The organism is Streptomyces sp. NPDC058291 (assembly GCF_042880855.1).
In the GTDB taxonomy this organism is placed as follows: domain Bacteria; phylum Actinomycetota; class Actinomycetes; order Streptomycetales; family Streptomycetaceae; genus Streptomyces.
Window position 1 is genome coordinate 91,043 of sequence record NZ_JBHVYK010000013.1, and the last position, 17,147, is coordinate 108,189.

General features: G+C 72.1%; 16 protein-coding genes. 11 read left to right on the plus strand and 5 right to left on the minus strand.

Going from position 1 to position 17,147, the window contains the following annotated elements; translation table 11 throughout:
• Positions 1 to 15 precede the first annotated feature (15 nt).
• Together ACFVYK_RS09490 and ACFVYK_RS09495 are read right to left on the minus strand one after the other, a co-directional pair.
• On the minus strand, positions 16 to 216 hold the full coding sequence (locus ACFVYK_RS09490; RefSeq protein WP_389770681.1) for a helix-turn-helix transcriptional regulator: 201 nt from the start codon (positions 214 to 216) through the stop codon (positions 16 to 18).
• Between the two features lie 310 nt (positions 217 to 526).
• Positions 527 to 1,444: a sugar phosphate isomerase/epimerase family protein gene (locus ACFVYK_RS09495; protein WP_389770683.1), complete on the minus strand. Its 918-nt coding sequence runs from the start codon at positions 1,442 to 1,444 to the stop codon at positions 527 to 529.
• 177 nt (positions 1,445 to 1,621) lie between these two features.
• On the opposite strand from ACFVYK_RS09495, the gene iolC reads away from it, so the two are divergent.
• From iolC to ACFVYK_RS09535, 8 genes are all read left to right on the plus strand, one after another.
• Positions 1,622 to 2,590, plus strand: a complete 969-nt coding sequence (gene iolC / locus ACFVYK_RS09500) for a 5-dehydro-2-deoxygluconokinase (RefSeq protein ID WP_389770686.1) — start codon at positions 1,622 to 1,624, stop codon at positions 2,588 to 2,590.
• On the plus strand, positions 2,587 to 3,471 hold the full coding sequence (locus ACFVYK_RS09505) for a deoxyribose-phosphate aldolase (RefSeq protein ID WP_389770689.1): 885 nt from the start codon (positions 2,587 to 2,589) through the stop codon (positions 3,469 to 3,471). Before iolC ends, ACFVYK_RS09505 begins: the two co-directional genes overlap by 4 nt.
• Before the next feature lie 7 nt (positions 3,472 to 3,478).
• Positions 3,479 to 4,309, plus strand: a complete 831-nt coding sequence (gene iolB, locus ACFVYK_RS09510) for a 5-deoxy-glucuronate isomerase (RefSeq protein ID WP_389770691.1) — start codon at positions 3,479 to 3,481, stop codon at positions 4,307 to 4,309.
• A complete protein-coding gene (iolD, locus tag ACFVYK_RS09515; protein WP_389770694.1) occupies positions 4,306 to 6,183 on the plus strand; it encodes a 3D-(3,5/4)-trihydroxycyclohexane-1,2-dione acylhydrolase (decyclizing) in 1,878 nt (625 codons plus the stop codon). The genes iolB and iolD overlap by 4 nt, the downstream gene beginning before the upstream one ends.
• A 14-nt stretch (positions 6,184 to 6,197) precedes the next feature.
• Positions 6,198 to 7,700: a CoA-acylating methylmalonate-semialdehyde dehydrogenase gene (gene mmsA / locus ACFVYK_RS09520; RefSeq protein WP_389770697.1), complete on the plus strand. Its 1,503-nt coding sequence runs from the start codon at positions 6,198 to 6,200 to the stop codon at positions 7,698 to 7,700.
• Between the two features lie 255 nt (positions 7,701 to 7,955).
• Positions 7,956 to 9,353, plus strand: coding sequence for an APC family permease (locus ACFVYK_RS09525; RefSeq protein ID WP_389770698.1), 1,398 nt, complete (start codon positions 7,956 to 7,958; stop codon positions 9,351 to 9,353).
• A gap of 118 nt (positions 9,354 to 9,471) precedes the next feature.
• Positions 9,472 to 12,117 (plus strand): alpha/beta fold hydrolase, encoded by a 2,646-nt coding sequence (locus ACFVYK_RS09530; protein ID WP_389770701.1) that lies wholly within the window; start codon positions 9,472 to 9,474, stop codon positions 12,115 to 12,117.
• Entirely contained in the window at positions 12,114 to 12,968 is an 855-nt protein-coding gene (locus ACFVYK_RS09535; RefSeq protein WP_389770703.1) for an ABC transporter permease, read from the plus strand. Before ACFVYK_RS09530 ends, ACFVYK_RS09535 begins: the two co-directional genes overlap by 4 nt.
• Before the next feature lie 149 nt (positions 12,969 to 13,117).
• Here the strand turns inward: ACFVYK_RS09535 and ACFVYK_RS09540 are convergent, their stop codons facing one another.
• From ACFVYK_RS09540 to ACFVYK_RS09550, 3 genes are all read right to left on the minus strand, one after another.
• Positions 13,118 to 13,525 carry a rodlin gene (locus ACFVYK_RS09540; protein ID WP_389770705.1) on the minus strand — a complete coding sequence of 136 codons (408 nt, stop codon included), beginning with the start codon at positions 13,523 to 13,525 and terminating at the stop codon, positions 13,118 to 13,120.
• A 120-nt stretch (positions 13,526 to 13,645) separates the two neighbouring features.
• Positions 13,646 to 14,677 (minus strand): LCP family protein, encoded by a 1,032-nt coding sequence (locus ACFVYK_RS09545; RefSeq protein WP_389770707.1) that lies wholly within the window; start codon positions 14,675 to 14,677, stop codon positions 13,646 to 13,648.
• A gap of 106 nt (positions 14,678 to 14,783) precedes the next feature.
• Complete coding sequence (locus ACFVYK_RS09550; RefSeq protein ID WP_329410071.1) at positions 14,784 to 15,194, minus strand: rodlin; 411 nt, start codon at positions 15,192 to 15,194, stop codon at positions 14,784 to 14,786.
• A 230-nt stretch (positions 15,195 to 15,424) separates the two neighbouring features.
• Between ACFVYK_RS09550 and ACFVYK_RS09555 the strand changes: the two genes are divergently transcribed.
• The 3 genes from ACFVYK_RS09555 to ACFVYK_RS09565 form a co-directional block, all read left to right on the plus strand.
• Positions 15,425 to 15,838, plus strand: a complete 414-nt coding sequence (locus ACFVYK_RS09555) for a rodlin (protein ID WP_389770710.1) — start codon at positions 15,425 to 15,427, stop codon at positions 15,836 to 15,838.
• Positions 15,839 to 16,162: 324 nt separating this feature from the next.
• Positions 16,163 to 16,390 carry a chaplin gene (locus ACFVYK_RS09560; RefSeq protein WP_389770713.1) on the plus strand — a complete coding sequence of 76 codons (228 nt, stop codon included), beginning with the start codon at positions 16,163 to 16,165 and terminating at the stop codon, positions 16,388 to 16,390.
• A gap of 105 nt (positions 16,391 to 16,495) precedes the next feature.
• Positions 16,496 to 17,147 (plus strand): chaplin (locus tag ACFVYK_RS09565; RefSeq protein WP_389770716.1); only part of this gene is annotated, 652 nt, incomplete at its 3' end.

The following is a 17,147-nucleotide window of genomic DNA, read 5'->3' on the forward strand; positions in this document are numbered from 1 at the left end:
TCCTCTTCGGCCGGGTCAGTCCAGAGCGCGTCCCCGGTTGCCCGGTCGGGAGGCGACCCAGGCGCGGACGGTGTCGGCGTACCAGTAGGGCTTGCCGCCCTCGACCCGGTCGGGCGGGGGCAGCAGTCCGTGTTTGCGGTAGGACCGTACGGTGTCCGGCTGCACCTTGATGTGCGCCGCGATCTCCTTGTAGGACCAGAGCCTTCGGTCGGTCATGAGCTGCACCTCCCCGCGCGCGCGGGCGGCGGCCGGGAGGCCGCCGGGGGGAGCCCGGCGCTGCGCTGGCGATCAACGAGCCTGTGCCCGGTGAACGGCAGCCGGTGACCTTGCGGAAGCGAATGTCGACGGTTGGTGACGGACAACCCGCGTAGGCGCGACATGTGTGACAGAAGAGAGGTGTTTGTGACACGCGTGCCACACGAGGGCACACGCGGCACACGCGGCACACGCGACGCTCGGGGTGCTCGCGCCGCGGCGGGCGCCGCGAGCGCGGACGGCGTCGGCGGCGCGATGGCGTCCCTGAGGGCTACGCCCCGCAGGACCGCAGGAAGGCCCGCGTCCGCCGGGCGATGGGCAGCGGGGTGTCCGGCGCGCACGGGTACATGTCCTGCTCGACGATCGCGAACAGGTCCACGTCCAGTTTCTGCGCCGCCTCCAGGACGGGTCCGAGCGCGGGCACGCCGGTCGGGGGCTCGCACATCACGCCCTGGGCGACGGCCGGCCCGAACGGCGTGCCCTTCGCCCGCACGTCCGCCAGGATCTCCGGGTCGACCTGCTTGAGGTGCAGGTAGCCGATGCGTTCGCCGTAGGTCTCGATCAGCTTGACGCTGTCGCCGCCGCAGTACGCGTAGTGGCCGGTGTCCAGGCACAGCGAGACGAGGTCGGAGTCGGTGCCGTCCAGGAACCGGACGACGTTCTCCTCGCTGTCGATGTGGGTGTCGGCGTGCGGGTGGACGACGATCCGCAGCCCGTAGCGCTCCCGCACCTCCTTGCCGAGCCGTTCGGTCAGCGAGGTCAGGGCGCGCCACTGCTCGGGGGTCAGCGTGTCCGGTTCCAGCACGTCGCCGGTCTTGTCGTCCCGCCAGAACGAGGGGATGACGACCAGATGCCGTGCGCCCATCGCCTGGGCGAGGGCCGCGTTGTCCGCGACGTGCGCCCAGGTCTTCTCCCACACGGCCTCGCCGTGGTGCAGGCCGGTGAAGACCGTGCCCGCCGACACCTTCAGCCCGCGCCTGGACGTCTCCTCGGCCAGGACCGCGGGATCGGTCGGCAGATAGCCGTAGGGGCCGAGCTCGATCCACTCGTAGCCGGACTGCGCGACCTCGTCGAGGAAGCGCCGCCACGGGACCTGGGCGGGGTCGTCGGGGAACCAGACGCCCCAGCTGTCGGGGGCCGATCCGATCCGGATGCGGGAAAGTGAGGACTCAGGTGACAACGACGTCATGGCCGTCAGCGTGCGGTGTCGCCGGAGGGGTGTCAAGGGCTGGTCCGAATGTCTGGACAAAACATTGACAGGGCCCGCCGTGCGGGGCTAGAAAGCCGTGAGAGCCGATACGGGACGTGCGCCGAGGACGTGCCGTGAGCGGTCTTCGGGGGCTGTGCCGACTGCGAAGGGAACTCGATGGCGTACGACCTGATCACCATGGGGCGGATAGGGGTGGACCTCTATCCGCTGCAGACGGGCGTCCCGCTCCCGCAGGTCACGTCCTTCGGGAAGTTCCTGGGGGGCTCGGCGACCAACGTCGCCGTGGCCGCCGCCCGCCTCGGCCGGGAGACGGCGGTGATCTCCCGCACCGGCGACGACCCCTTCGGCGCGTATCTGCACGAGGCCCTGCGCGGCTTCGGCGTCGACGACCGCTGGGTCACGCCCGTGCCCGGGCTGCCCACGCCGGTCACCTTCTGCGAGGTCTTCCCGCCGGACGACTTCCCGCTGTACTTCTACCGGCAGCCCAAGGCGCCGGACCTGGAGATCGACGCCCATGAGCTGGACCTCGACGCGGTGCGCGAGGCCCGTGTCTTCTGGGTCACCGGCACCGGTCTGAGCGAGGAGCCCAGCCGGACCGCGACCCTCGCCGCCCTCGCCCACCGGGCCAAGGCCGGCATCACGGTCTTCGACCTCGACTGGCGGCCGATGTTCTGGAAGGACCCGTCAGGCGGCGACCCGGCCGGCGTCGCCCGCCCGTTCTACGCCGAGGCCCTGAAGCACGCCACGGTCGCCGTCGGCAACCTCGACGAGGTGGAGGTCGCCACCGGGCTGCGCGAGCCGCGGGCGGCGGCACAGGCACTGCTGGACGCGGGCGTCGAGCTGGCCGTCGTCAAGCAGGGTCCCAAGGGCGTCCTCGCCGTCGACCGCCAGGGCGTGTCCGCCGAGGTCCCGCCGCTGCCGGTGAACGTCCTCAACGGCCTCGGCGCCGGCGACGCCTTCGGCGGCTCCCTCTGCCACGGCCTGCTCGCCGGCTGGGACCTGGAGAGGATCATGCGCCACGCCAACGCGGCCGGCGCCATCGTCGCCTCCCGTCTGGAGTGCTCCTCCGCGATGCCGACCCCGGACGAAGTGGAAGCGGCCATCGAGGCGGGGGCCGTCCTGTGACGAACGTCGACGTCTCCGAACTGGTCCGGCTGCGCACGCAGTACCCCGAGGCGATCGCCGAGGCGGCCGCCCGCCGCCCGCGCCGCCCGCTGCTCGGCGACTCCGGCCGGCTGATGATCGTCGCCGCCGACCACCCGGCCCGCGGCGCGCTCGGCGTGGGCGGCGACAAGCTGGCCATGGCCAACCGCGCCGACCTGCTGGAACGCCTCTGCCTGGCGCTGTCGCGGCCCGGCGTCGACGGGGTCCTCGCGACCGCCGACATCCTCGACGACCTGCTCCTGCTCGGCGCCCTGGACGGCAAGGTCGTCATGGGCTCCATGAACCGCGGCGGCCTCCAGGGCGCCGTCTTCGAACTCGACGACCGCTTCACCGGCCACCGCGCCGAGGACATCGAGCGGCTGAACTTCGACGCGGGCAAGCTGCTGCTGCGCATCGACTACGACGACCCGGGCTCCCTCACCACGCTGGAGACCACCGCCCGCGCCGTCGACGACATGGCCGCCCGCCGGCTCCCCCTCTTCGTCGAGCCGTTCATCAGCCGGCGCGGCCCCGACGGAAGGCTGGGCAACGACCTGTCCGCCGAGGCCGTCACCAAGTCGATCGCCATCGCCTCCGGCCTGGGCGGGACCTCCGCCTACACCTGGCTGAAGGTCCCGGTCACCGACAACCCCGACGACATGGCCCAGGTCATGGAGACCTCCACCCTCCCCGCCGTCCTGCTGGGCGGCGAGGTGGGCGACGACCAGGACGGCGCGTACGAGAAGTGGCGCGGGGCGCTGCACCTGCCCACCGTCCGGGGCCTGGTGGTCGGGCGTTCGCTGCTGTACCCGGCCGACGGGGACGTCGCCGCCGCCGTGGACACCGCCGTAGGACTGCTGTGAGGGCCGCATGACGAACACAGAGCCGCAACCCGACCTGTACCTCCCGCACGGCGCCACCGCCGGCGACGGCTACGCCCTCGACATCGGCCCCGAGCGGGCCGGCTGGGGCTACTCCAGCCTGCGGATCGTCGAGCTGGAGCCGGGCGGCGCCCACACCTTCGCCACCGGCGGCAGCGAGTGGATCGTCCTTCCCCTGGAAGGCGGATGTACCGTGCGAGCAGACGAAGAAGAGTTCCAACTCCTGGGCAGGGAAACGGTGTTCGCGTCGGTCTCCGACTTCGCGTACGTTCCCCGCGACGCCCGGGTCCAGATCGCCTCCGGCGCGGGAGGCCGCTTCGCCCTGGCAGGAGCGAAGTGCGAGCGACGACTCCCCGCCCGCTACGGCCCCGCGCCGGAGGTCCCCGTCGAAGAGCGCGGCAGCGGCAACCGGCTTCGCCACGTGCGCAACTTCGCCTCCGCCGACGCCTTCGACTGCGACAGGCTGATCGCCGTCGAGGTGATCACCCCCGGCGGCAACTGGTCGTCGTATCCGCCGCACAAGCACGACGAGCACCGGCCGGGCGAGGAGGCCGAGCTGGAGGAGATCTACTACTTCGAGATCGACGGCCCGCACGGATTCGGCTACCAGCGCGTGTCCCCCTCCCGCGAGGGAGGATCCGACGTCCTCGCCGAGGTCCGCTCCGGCGACGCCGTCCTCGTCCCCGACGGCTGGCACGGCCCGTCGATCGCCCAGCCCGGTCACGCCATGTACTACCTCAACGTCATGGCCGGCCCGGGCGAGACCCGCGAGTGGCGGATCTGCTTCCACCCGGCCCACGCAGAAGGGGGTTACCGATGACCACCAGGCTCACCGTGGCCCAGGCGCTGGTGCGCTTCCTCGCCGCCCAGTACACCGAGCGCGACGGCGAACGGCAGCGGCTGATCGGCGCGACCTGGGGCATCTTCGGCCACGGCAACGTGGCGGGCCTCGGCCAGGCGCTGGTCGAGTACGGCGACGACATGCCGTTCCACCAGGGCCGCAACGAGCAGTCGATGGTCCACGCGGCCGTCGGCTACGCCCGCCAGTCCAACCGGCTGTCCACCCACGCGGTGACGACGTCGATCGGCCCCGGCGCGACCAACCTGGTCACCGGCGCCGCCCTCGCCACCGTCAACCACCTCCCGGTCCTGCTGCTGCCCGGCGACATCTTCGCCACCCGGGTCGCGGACCCGGTCCTGCAGCAGCTCGAAGTGCCGTACGCGGGCGACCTGTCGGTCAACGACTGCCTGCGTCCGGTGTCGCGGTACTTCGACCGCGTCACCCGTCCCGAGGCCCTGATCCCGGCGGCGCTCCAGGCGATGCGGGTGCTCACCGACCCGGTGGAGACCGGGGCCGTGACGCTGGCCATGCCCCAGGACGTCCAGGCCGAGGCCTACGACTGGCCCGACGAGTTCTTCGCCGAACGCACCTGGACCGTGCGCCGTCCGGGCGCCGACCCGGCCGAGCTGGCCGAGGCCGTCCGGGCGGTCCGGGCGGCCCGCCGCCCGCTCGTCGTCGCGGGCGGCGGCGTCCACCACAGCCGCGCCGAGGAGGCCCTCGCCGCCTTCGCCGAGGCCACCGGCATCCCGGTCGCCTCCACCCAGGCCGGCAAGGGCTCCCTGCGCCACGACCATCCCCAGGACGTGGGCGGCGTCGGCCACACCGGCACCGCGACGGCGGACGAACTCGCCCGCACGGCCGACCTGGTGATCGGCGTCGGCACCCGCTACACCGACTTCACCACGGCGTCCAACACCCTGTTCCAGGGCGACGGCGTCCGCTTCCTCAACCTGAACATCGCCTCCTTCGACGGTCACAAGCTCGCAGGCCTCCCGCTGGTCGCGGACGCCCGCAGCGGCCTGGACGCCCTGACCGAGGCGCTGCGCTCGCACGGCCACCGGGTCGCCGACGCCTACGTCACCGAGTACGGCGAGGACAAGGAGCGCTGGGAGCAGCGCGTCGACGCCTGCTACGAGGCCGACGAGCCCGACGTCCGTCCGACCCAGTCGCAGGTGCTCGGCGCGCTCGACGCACTCGTCGACGAGTCGGACGTGATCATCAACGCGGCCGGTTCGCTCCCCGGCGACCTGCACAAACTGTGGCGGGCGCGGTCACGGGACCAGTACCACCTGGAGTACGGCTACTCCTGCATGGGCTACGAGATCCCGGCCGCGATCGGCGTGAAGCTGGCCGCTCCCGAGCGCACCGTCTGGGCGCTGGTGGGCGACGGCACGTATCTGATGATGCCGACGGAGATCGTGACGGCCGTGCAGGAGGGAATCGCGATCAAGGTCCTGCTCGTGCAGAACCACGGCTACGCCTCGATCGGCGGCCTCTCGGAGTCGGTGGGCGGCGAGCGGTTCGGCACGGCCTACCGCTACACCGCGGACGACGGCACGTTCACCGGGGCCCCACTGCCCGTCGACCTGGCCGCGAACGTGGCCAGCCTCGGCATGCGCGTGCTGCGAGCCAAGACAGTCCGCGAACTGCGCGAGGCCCTCGCCGAGGCGCGGCGCGCCGACACTCCCACATGTGTCTACGTCGAGACCGAAACGGCCGACACTGTGTCGGGCCCGCCGCCGGCGCAGGCCTGGTGGGATGTACCTGTGGCCGAGACCGCGACCCGTCCCTCCGCGGTGAAGGCACGTGAGCTGTACGAACGGCACGTCTCCACCCGACGCCGCCATCTGTGAAGGAGCACTCGGTCATGACGAAGATCGTCAACCACTGGATCGGCGGCAAGACCGTCGAGGGCGCGTCGGGCACGTACGGGCCGGTCACCGACCCCGCGACCGGCGCGGTCACCACGAAGGTCGCGTTCGCCACCGTCGACGAGGTCGACGCGGCGGTCGCCGCCGCCAAGGACGCGTTCGCCACCTGGGGCACGTCGTCCCTCGCCAAGCGCACCACGATCCTCTTCGCGTTCCGGGCGCTGCTGGACGCGCACCGGGACGAGATCGCCGAGCTGATCACCGCCGAGCACGGCAAGGTGCACAGCGACGCGCTCGGCGAGGTCGCGCGCGGCCTGGAGATCGTGGACCTGGCGTGCGGGATCACCGTGCAGCTGAAGGGCGAGCTGTCCACCGAGGTGGCCAGCCGCGTGGACGTGTCGTCCATCCGCCAGCCGCTCGGCGTCGTCGCGGGCATCACGCCGTTCAACTTCCCGGCGATGGTCCCGATGTGGATGTTCCCGATCGCCATCGCGACCGGCAACACCTTCGTGCTGAAGCCCAGCGAGAAGGACCCGTCGGCGGCGGTCAGGCTGGCCGAACTGCTCGCCGAGGCAGGTCTGCCGGACGGCGTGTTCAACGTCGTCCATGGTGACAAGGTGGCCGTCGACCGCCTGCTGGAGCACCCGGACGTCAAGGCCGTCTCCTTCGTCGGCTCGACGCCGATCGCCCGCTACATCCACGCCACGGCCTCGGCCAACGGCAAGCGCGTGCAGGCCCTGGGCGGCGCGAAGAACCACATGTTGGTCCTGCCCGACGCGGACCTGGACGCGGCTGCCGACGCCGCCGTGTCCGCCGCGTACGGCTCGGCCGGCGAGCGCTGCATGGCGATCTCCGCGGTGGTGGCGGTCGGCGCGATCGGCGACGAGCTGGTGCAGAAGATCCGCGAGCGCGCCGAGAAGATCAAGATCGGCCCCGGCAACGACCCGGCGTCGGAGATGGGCCCGCTGATCACCAAGGTCCACCGGGACAAGGTGGCGTCCTACGTGACGGGTGCGGCGGCGGAGGGCGCGGAGGTCGTCCTCGACGGCACCGGCCACACGGTGGACGGCTACGAGGACGGCCACTGGATCGGCATCTCGCTCCTCGACAAGGTGCCGACGACGGCCAAGGCCTACAGGGACGAGATCTTCGGCCCGGTGCTGTGCGTGCTGCGGGTGGACACCTACGACGAGGGCGTGGCCCTCATCAACGGCTCGCCGTTCGGCAACGGCACCGCGATCTTCACCCGGGACGGCGGCGCGGCCCGTCGCTTCCAGCTGGAGATCGAGGCCGGCATGGTCGGCGTGAACGTCCCGATCCCGGTCCCCGTCGGCTACCACAGCTTCGGCGGCTGGAAGGACTCGCTCTTCGGCGACCACCACGTCTACGGCAACGACGGCACGCACTTCTACACCCGCGGCAAGGTCGTCACCACCCGCTGGCCCGACCCGGCGGACGGCCCCGCCGGCGTCGACCTGGGCTTCCCGCGCAACCACTGACCCACCCGCTCTTCCTGGTGAAGCCGTCCGGACTCCGGACGGCTTCACCGTTTTTTCGGCGTCCGGCCTGCGGTTCCAGCACGCCCCGAGCCGCAGTGCCCACTAGCGTCGAACGACCATAAGCGCAGCCAAAGCTGCCTTGTACCTACGGATTCCGTAGGTGAACACCTATTGACGCACCGGTTTTCGTCGGGGTTCCATGCAGCACCACCACAGCCGCCGGAGGCATCCGCACGAGTCGATCGGAATCGCCGCATGACCGACACGCTCCGCCCTGTCGAGACCGCCCTCCCTCAGGCGTCCGACAGCCCCCAGAAGCTCAAGCGCTCCATCGGAGTCGTCGGCGGCACCCTTCTCACCCTCTCCTGCGTCACCCCCGCCTCCACCCTGTTCGTCGTCGTCCCCGACCTGTTCGGCACCCTCGGCACCGCGACCGCCCTCACGATCGCGATCGGCTCCCTGCTCTGTATCGCCGTGGCGTTCTGCTACTCGGAGCTGGGCACCCTCATCCCCAGCGCGGGCGGCGAGTACGCCATGGTGTCGACCCTGGCCGGACGGCTCGCCGGCTGGCTGGTCTTCGTCCTCTCCCTCCTCGTCGTCATGATCGTCCCGCCGGTGATCGCGATGGGCACGGCCGACTACCTCGCCCCGATCGTCCACCTGGACCCCGCCCTCGCGGGCGCCGGCGTCATGCTGCTCGCCACCCTCGCCGGTCTGCTCGACCTGCGCGCCAACGCCTGGATCACCGGCGTCTTCCTCGTCCTGGAGGTCATCGCGGCCGCCGTGGTGGCCGTCCTTGGCTTCGCCCACGGGCACCGCGGCGCCGGCAGCCTGGTGTCCCTCCAGGTCGCCGGCGCGGACGGCCACACCGACGCTGTCACCGCCATGCTGGTCGTCTCCGGCCTGGCCATCGCCCTCTTCGTCACCCAGGGCTTCTCGACCGCCGTCTACCTCTCCGAGGAACTGGAGCACCCGCGCCGCAACGTCGCCCGCACGGTCCTGGCCACCCTCGCCATCTCCACGGTGATCATCCTGGTCCCGGTCGTCGCCATCACCATCGGCGCCTCCGACCTCTCCCAGCTCACCGGCGGCGACATCGGCTCCATGGTGACCGCCTGGTCAAATTCCGCGGTCGGCGCCTTCGTCAGCCTCTGCGTGGCGCTCGCGATCATCAACGCCGGCATCGTGATGGTCATCCAGAACTCCCGCGTCCTGTTCGCCTCCGCCCGCGACAAGGCCTGGCCGCAGCCCGTCAACGACGTCCTCTCCAAGCTCGGCCGCTTCGGCTCCCCCTGGGTCGCCACGCTCGCCGTCGGCATCCCCGGCGCGCTGCTCTGCTTCGTGAACCTGGACACCCTGTACGGCGTCACCGGGGTCTCGGTGACCGGAATGTACCTGCTGGTCGCCGTCGCCGCGCTGCTCGCCCGCCGCGGCCACCACCGGCACACCTCCGCCTGGCGCATGCCCCTGTGGCCGGTCCTGCCGGTCCTGCTGATCGCCGTCCTCGGCTACATCCTCACCCAGCAGGAGACGCGCTACCTCCTGTGGACCGGCGGCATCACCGCCGTCGCCACCCTGTACTGGGGCCTCTACCTCCGCCCGCGCCGCGCCACCCGCTGGCTGGTGTCCCTCCCCGAGGACGCGCGCGACTGAGGCTCGCCGCGTACCGCGCCTGCGGTACGCCGGGGCCGTCGCGTACGCCGCCGGGAGGGGGGCCGATTCGGCCCACGGTCGACAACTCCACGACAGGTTCACCCCGTACGGTTGAAGCATGGATCTTCGACTGCCCGGTCTGCGAGGACCACGGCGGCCACGACGGATCGTCTCCGCCGTGGCCGCCGTCGCCGTACTCGCCGGCGCCGGTACCTGGACGGCCGTCGCCGCCGGCGACGACACGCCCGCCGTGCACAGCGCCGACCGGGTCATGGCGGTGGACGGCGTACGGCTGGACACCTCCTACTTCACCGCCGGCGGCTCCGGCCGCCGCCCCGCCGTCCTCCTCGCGCACGGCTTCGGCGGCAGCAAGGACGACGTCAGGCCGCAGGCCGAGAAGCTCGCCCGTGACGGGTACGCGGTGCTGACCTGGTCGGCGCGCGGCTTCGGCAGGTCCACCGGCAAGATCGGGCTGAACGACCCGAACGGCGAGGTGGCCGACGTCTCCCGGCTGATCGACTGGCTCGCGAAGCAGCCCCAGGTGCAGCTCGACAAGCCGGGCGACCCGCGCGTGGGCGTGGCCGGCGCCTCCTACGGCGGCGCGGTCTCCCTGCTGGCCGCCGGCTACGACGCCCGCGTCGACGCCGTCGCGCCCGCGATCACCTACTGGAACCTCGCGGACGCCCTGTTCCCCGACGGCGTGTTCAAGAAGCTGTGGGCCGGCGTCTTCTTCAACACCGGCGGCGGCTCCGCCCGCTTCACCCCCGCGCTGGCCGCGATGTACGAGCGCGTCGCCGAGTCAGGCGCCCCGGACGCCGCCGCCCGCGAACTCCTCGAAGCGCGCTCGCCGTCCGCCGTCGCCGCCCGCATCAAGGTCCCCACCCTTCTGCTTCAGGGCCAGACCGACTCCCTGTTCACCCTCGCCCAGTCCGACGCGGCCGCGAAGGCGATCCGCGCGAACGGCGCGCCGGTCGACGTCGACTGGATCGCGGGCGGCCACGACGGCGGCGACCTGGAGGCCGGCCGCGTCCAGGCCCGCGTGAACGCCTGGTTCGACCGGTACCTCAAGGGCGACGAGTCCGCCGACACCGGCCCCGCCTTCCGCGTCACCCGCACCGGAGGCGTCGACTCCACCGACGGCGCGGCCCGGCTGAGGGGCGCGAGCGCGGACAGGTACCCCGGCCTGCACCACGACGACCGCTCCTTCCCGCTCACCGGCCGCCGCGAGGAGCAGTCCTTCGCCAACCCGCCCGGCGCCACCCCGCCGGCCGTCTCCGCGCTGCCCGGCCTCGGCGGCGGGGGCCTCGCCCAGCTCTCCTCCCTCGGCGTCGGCGTCTCCCTCGACTTTCCCGGCCAGTTCGCCGCCTTCGACTCCGCCCCGGTCGCCGGCGACCTGCGCGTCACCGGCTCCCCGACGGTCACCGTCCACGTGAAGTCGACGTCCGACACCGCCGTTCTCTTCGCCAAGGTCTACGACGTCGGCGGCGGCGGGCGCCAGGTGCTGCCCTCCCAGCTCGTCACCCCGGTCCGCATCGAGGGCGCCGAGTCCGGCAAGGACGTCACGATCACGCTCCCGGCGATCGATCACAAGGTCGAGGAGGGCCACCGGCTGCGCCTGGTCCTCGCCTCCACCGACCTCGGCTACGCCTCCCCGACGGCCCCGGCGACGTACACCGTCTCCGTGAAGGGCGACCTGAAGGTCCCCACCGCACCCGCCGTGACGACGGCCGCCGCCCCGCTGCCGTCCTGGGTCTGGTGGCTCCCCCTCGCCGGTGCGGCCGTCGCGCTCGCCCTGCTCCTGTCCGCTCGCCGGCGCACCGCCGGCCCCACCCTCGACCCCGCGCTCGCCGAGGTCCCCCTCCAGATCACCGACCTCAGCAAGAAGTACGCGAACGGCGACCGCTACAGCGTCCGCGACCTGACCTTCCGCGTCGAGAAGGGCCAGGTCCTCGGCCTGCTCGGCCCGAACGGCGCGGGCAAGACGACGACCCTGCGCATGCTGATGGGCCTGATCACGCCCGACGGCGGCGAGGTCCGCGTCTTCGGCCACGCGATCCGCCCCGGCGCGCCCGTCCTCTCCCGTGTCGGCTCCTTCGTCGAGGGCGCCGGCTTCCTGCCGCACCTGACCGGCCGGGAGAACCTGGAGCTGTACTGGCGGGCCACCGGCCGCCCGGCCGAGGACGCCCACCTCGCCGAGGCCCTGGAGATCGCCGGCCTCGGCGACGCCCTCGCCCGCGCGGTGCGCACCTACTCGCAGGGCATGCGCCAGCGCCTCGCCATCGCCCAGGCCATGCTCGGCCTGCCCGACCTGCTCATCCTCGACGAGCCCACCAACGGCCTCGACCCGCCGCAGATCCGTGAGATGCGCGAGGTGATGATCCGCTACGCGGCGGCCGGCCGCACGGTCATCGTCTCCAGCCACCTGCTGTCCGAGGTCGAGCAGTCCTGCACGCACCTCGTGGTGATGGACCGCGGCCGGCTGATCCAGGCCGGCCCGGTCGCCGAGATCGTCGGCTCCGGCGACACCCTCCTCGTGGGCACCGCCGCCCCGGTGGAGGGGCCGGTCGTCGAGAAGATCGCCGCGCTGCCCGGCGTCGCCTCCGCCCTCCCCGCCGAGGAGGGACTGCTGATCCGCCTGGACGCCGACGGCGCCGCCCAGCGCCTGGTCGCCGAACTCGTCCGGCTCGACGTGCCGGTGACCTCGGTCGGCCCGCACCGCCGCCTGGAGGACGCCTTCCTCACCCTGATCGGAGGTTCCGCATGAGCACGCTCACCGAGGTCGCCTCCGGCTACCAGGCGGGCCGGACCCTGCCGCTGCGCGTCGAACTGGTCCGCCAGCTCAAGCGCCGCCGCACGCTGGTCATGGGCGCGGTCCTCGCCGTCCTGCCCTTCGTGCTGCTCATCGCCTTCGCGATCGGCGGCGAGCCCGGCGGCCGCAACGACCAGGTGACCCTCATGGACACCGCGACGGCCTCGGGCGCCAACTTCGCCGCCGTCAACCTGTTCGTGTCGGCCGGCTTCCTGCTGGTCATCCCGGTCGCCCTGTTCTGCGGGGACACGGTCGCCTCGGAGGCCGGCTGGTCCTCCCTGCGCTACCTGCTCGCCGCGCCCGTGCCCCGCGCCCGCCTGCTGTGGTCCAAGCTCGTCGTCGGCCTCGGGCTGAGCCTGGCCGCGATGGTCCTGCTGCCGGTCGTCGCCCTCGCCGTCGGCACCGCGGCCTACGGCTGGGGCCCGCTGGAGCTGCCCACCGGCGGCGCGCTCGCCCCGGGCACGGCGGCCCAGCGGCTGGTGGTCGTCGTCGGGTACGTCTTCGTCTCCCAACTGGTCACCGCCGGGCTGGCGTTCTGGCTGTCGACGAAGACCGACGCCCCGCTGGGCGCCGTCGGCGGCGCGGTCGGCCTGACCATCGTCGGCAACGTCCTGGACGCCGTCACCGCCCTCGGCGACTGGCGCGACTTCCTGCCCGCGCACTGGCAGTTCGCCTGGGCCGACGCCGTCCAGCCCACCCCCGAGTGGTCCGGCATGCTCCAGGGCGCCGCCGTCTCGGTGACCTACGCCCTGGTCCTGTTCGCCCTCGCCTTCCGGGGCTTCGCCCGCAAGGACGTGGTGTCCTAGGGCCCGTCCCGGCGGCCTGTCGTCGGCTCGGCCGCCGCCCCCGGCGCCCGACCGAGGATCTCTGCCGCGGGCGACGGGGCGCACGGCACACGGAACGGCGGGCCACCGGAGAACCGGTGACCCGCCGTCGCGCTATGTGGGGCTGCGGCTCAGCCGTTGCCCCCGCCGTTGCCGGCCAGGACCGAGATGTCGTCCAGGATGTGCGACAGCGGTTCGTCGCCCTTGGCCTGGGTGCTGTTCTCGACGCACTGCTGGTTCTGCGGGGCGGACAGGATCGGGATGTCCTGGACGCCGACGTTGAGGGCCGCGATGAGCGACTGCACGTTGGCCTTCACCGGCAGGCCGACGCACGGCTTGTTCAGCGATCCCTGGACCAGCGAAAGCTGCGGGCTCATGTCGCCGAAGGTGGCCGAGTTGCCGAACTCCGACGAGGCGCCGTTGCCGCTGGCGGACGTGGTGCCGCTGTCGTCGCCGATGGCCAGGGCCTGCGGGGCCGTCACGGCCGCGAGACCGGCGACCGAGACGGCGAGCGCCGCGGATGCCCACAGCTTCTTCATGTTCGTTCCCTTCGAAAGGCGGACTCCGGAGGAGGAGCTGCGTGATCCACAACGCCCGGAACCCGCCCCGGGTTGCGTGGTGTGCCCCGATCGGCCCAGCGCACGGCGGACGCGCACCCCTCAGGTGCACGCGTACGCGCTCCCGCGCACCGGCACCGTGCTGCCGAGGACGGTCGGCGGGTCGGCGGGCCGGGGGTCCTCGCCGTCGTCGACCAGCGGCTGGTCCGCGCGCACCTTCGCGAACAGCGCCTCGGCCCTGTGCTCGTCCCAGGCCAGCGCCGAGCCGATCCCCACGGACGCCGGGACGAACCCGGCGATCGGCACGGTCGTGAACTCCGTGGCGGAGGCGGGCAGCCCGCGCAGCGCGGCCGCTTCCTGGGCGAGCTCGTTCACCGAGAAACCCTGCTGACCGGACCCGAGCAGCGTGCGCACCAGGCGCAGCGTGCGCACGGGGTCGCCGAGCAGCCCGCGCGCCTGCAGCCCGCGCCACGCCTGCACCAGGAACCGCTGCTGACGCTGGATGCGGCCGAGGTCGGCGCTGGAGTCGACGTGCCGCGACCGGACGTACTGCAGGGCCCGGCCGCCGTCCAGCCGGTGTTTGCCGGGTGCGAGGTCCAGCTCGGTCGCGGAGTCCTTCAGCGGTCGCGGCGTGCACACCTCGACGCCGCCGGCCTCGTTCACCGTGTCCATGAAGCGCCGGAAGTCCACCTGCACGAACCGGTCGACGCGCACCCCGGTCATCGACTCCACGGTCCGCACGGCGAGCTCCGGTCCGCCCTCCTGGAAGGCGGCGTTGAGCTTCGCCGGATGCGGCGGCCGTTCCTTGCCGTCGGCTCCTTGGCGGTACGGCGGGATCTGCGCTGCGGAGTCGCGGGGCAGACCGATCACGCTGACGCGGTCCCGGTGGGCCGAGAGGTGGACCAGCATCAGGACGTCCGTGCAGCCGCAGGGCTGGCCGCCGGCGTGGAACTCGTGCTTCTCGGCCTCGCTGATGGTGTCCCGTTCGTCGGTGCCCATCAGCAGGACGTTCATCGGCCGCGGGGCGTCCGACCGGCCGGGCAGCGCGGAACTGCCGAGCAGCGCGCCGGCGGAGACCAGGACGATCCCGGGAATCGCCAGGCGGCGGGGCCAAAGGTTTCTCTTCGTCGTCACGCGCCGCACGCTAGAACAGCGGGCCGCCGATGATCCGGCGGCCCGCTGTCCGGGCGGACCGATCCACCCCGGGGCTCAGGAAAAGAACCCGTTCACCACGTCGGCGTCAGTGGTTGGCCGCACCGTTGCCCGAGAGGGCGGAGATGTCGTCGAGGATGTGCGACAGCGGCTCGTCGCCCTTGGCCTGGGTGCTGTTCTCGACGCACTGCTGGTTCTGCGGCGCCGACAGGATCGGGATGTCCTGCACGCCGACGTTGACGAGCGCGAGGATCGACTGCACGTTGGCCTTCGCCGGCAGACCGATGCAGGGCTTGTTGAGGGAGCCCTGGACGAGCGCCATCTGGGGGCTCATGTTGCCGAAGGTTGCCGAGTTGCCGAACGACTGGCTCGCGCCGTTGCCGCTGGCCGACGTCGTGCCGCTGTCGTTGCCGATGGCGAGAGCCGGGGCCGCTGCGACGGCGGAAGCGCCGACGACGGAGGCGGCGACAGCAGCGGTGGCCAGTACCTTCTTGATCACTTGTAAGTCCCTTTCGTGAAAACCCCGTCCACCGGAGCGCTCTGGTTCAACCGCAGACTCGCGCTTTGGTTCCTCGAATTCACTCCGATGGCCCATCGGAGTGAACGCGGCCCGGCGTTCCGGGAAAACCGATCGGGTGAAGCTCCGCAACCAAACGGGGAAGATCCGGTTGGTTCGGTGGCAGGCACATGGTCCTGGCCCGGAGCCAGGACAGGGAAAGGACTAGCGAAATGCTGAAGAAGGCAATGGCCGCGGCTGCGGTCGCCGCTTCCGTCATCGGAGTGTCGGCGGCTGTCGCCCCCCAGGCGCTTGCCATCGGGGACGACGCGGGCACGACCTCCGCCAGCGGCAACGGGGCGCACGAGGCGTTCGGCAACTCGGTGACGAAGGGCGACATGAGCCCCCAGGCGACCCTGGTCCAGGGCACCGCCAACAAGCTCTGTGTGGGCCTGCCGGTCAAGGCCGACGTGCAGTCGCTCGTCGCCGTCCTCGCCAACATCGGCGTCCAGGACATCCCGGTCCTGTCCGCTCCGCAGAACCAGCAGTGCGCCGAGAACAGCACCCAGGCCAAGGGCGACGAGCCGCTGTCGCACCTCGTGGACGACATCTCCGCCCTCTCGGGCAACGGTGTGGCCAACGGCTGACGTTCACCGCCGACCGCCGTACGGTCCGCCGCTCTTCCGGCGGCCGTACGGCGGTCCGGTTTTTTCGCGGTTCTTTTCCGGCCCTCTTTCCGGCCCTCTTTCCGGGTTCTGCCCAGCCGTTCAGGTGAATCGTTTCTCCCCTGATGGGCCCGACCTGTCGATTATATGAAGGCGTTCGAGTGAATTCCCGCGCGCCGCGTGTTCCTCAGTTTCTTCCGCCGTCTATCTCTCGTTTGCAGCCTGCGGGTCATGGTGCGAGCCCTTCCGGTTGCGCTCGCTCGGTTTCGACCGTCATCTGGGCATGACCGCAGAGAAGGGAAATCCATGAAGAAGAGCGCTGCTGTTGTCGCGGGTCTGATCCTGGCCATGGGCGGGGCCGCCCCCGCCTTCGCCGACGCGGGCGCCAACGGTGCGGCCATCGGCTCGCCGGGCGTCCTGTCGGGCAACGTCGTCCAGGTTCCGATCCACATCCCGGTCAACGTGTGCGGCAACTCGATCAACGTCATCGCCGCGCTGAACCCGACCGGCGGCAACGTCTGCGTCAACGACTGACGACGCGACACCTCCGGCTGTACGGCTGGATCGAGCCGGCCTTGGACGACATTCCTGTGGTCCAGGGCCGGCTTTCCCACTTCTTCGAGCAGGAAGACCACGAGATTGCGACAGACCCTGAGCAGGGGAATGGTCGCGGCGGCCGCCGCGACGAGCATGCTGTCCCTGTGCGGGGGCGGCTACGCCCTCGCGGACTCGCAGGCCGAGGGGGCGGCCAAGGAAGCGCCCGGAGTCCTGTCGGGCGACCACGTCCGGACGCTGGTGCGGGTCCCGGCGAACGCCTGCGGCGACTCCGTCGACGTCGTCGCCGCGCTCGACCCCGCGTTCGGCGACTCCTGCGCCGACCGGTCGGCCACGGCCGCGCACCGCCACCGCTCGGCCGCCACCCCCTACGGCGACGACGACTCCGGGTACGGGGGCTCCGACGAAAGCGACTCCGGGTACGGGGGCGCCGACGAGAGCCACTCCGGGTACGGGGGCGCCGACGACAGCGACTCCGGGTACGGGGGCGCCGACGAGAGCCACTCCGGGTACGGGGACCAGGTCACCGGCAGCCACGCCCCGGACGAGGACTGCGGGGGCTACGGCGACACGTGCGGTGGTGGTCACAGCACCCCGCCCGGTGGCGGTCACTCCTCGCCTCCGGGGGGCGGCCACTCGTCGCCTCCGGGTGGCGGGCACAGCAGTCCGCCCGGTGGTGGTCACTCGTCGCCTCCGGGTGGCGGGCACAGCAGTCCGCCCGGTGGTGGTCACTCGT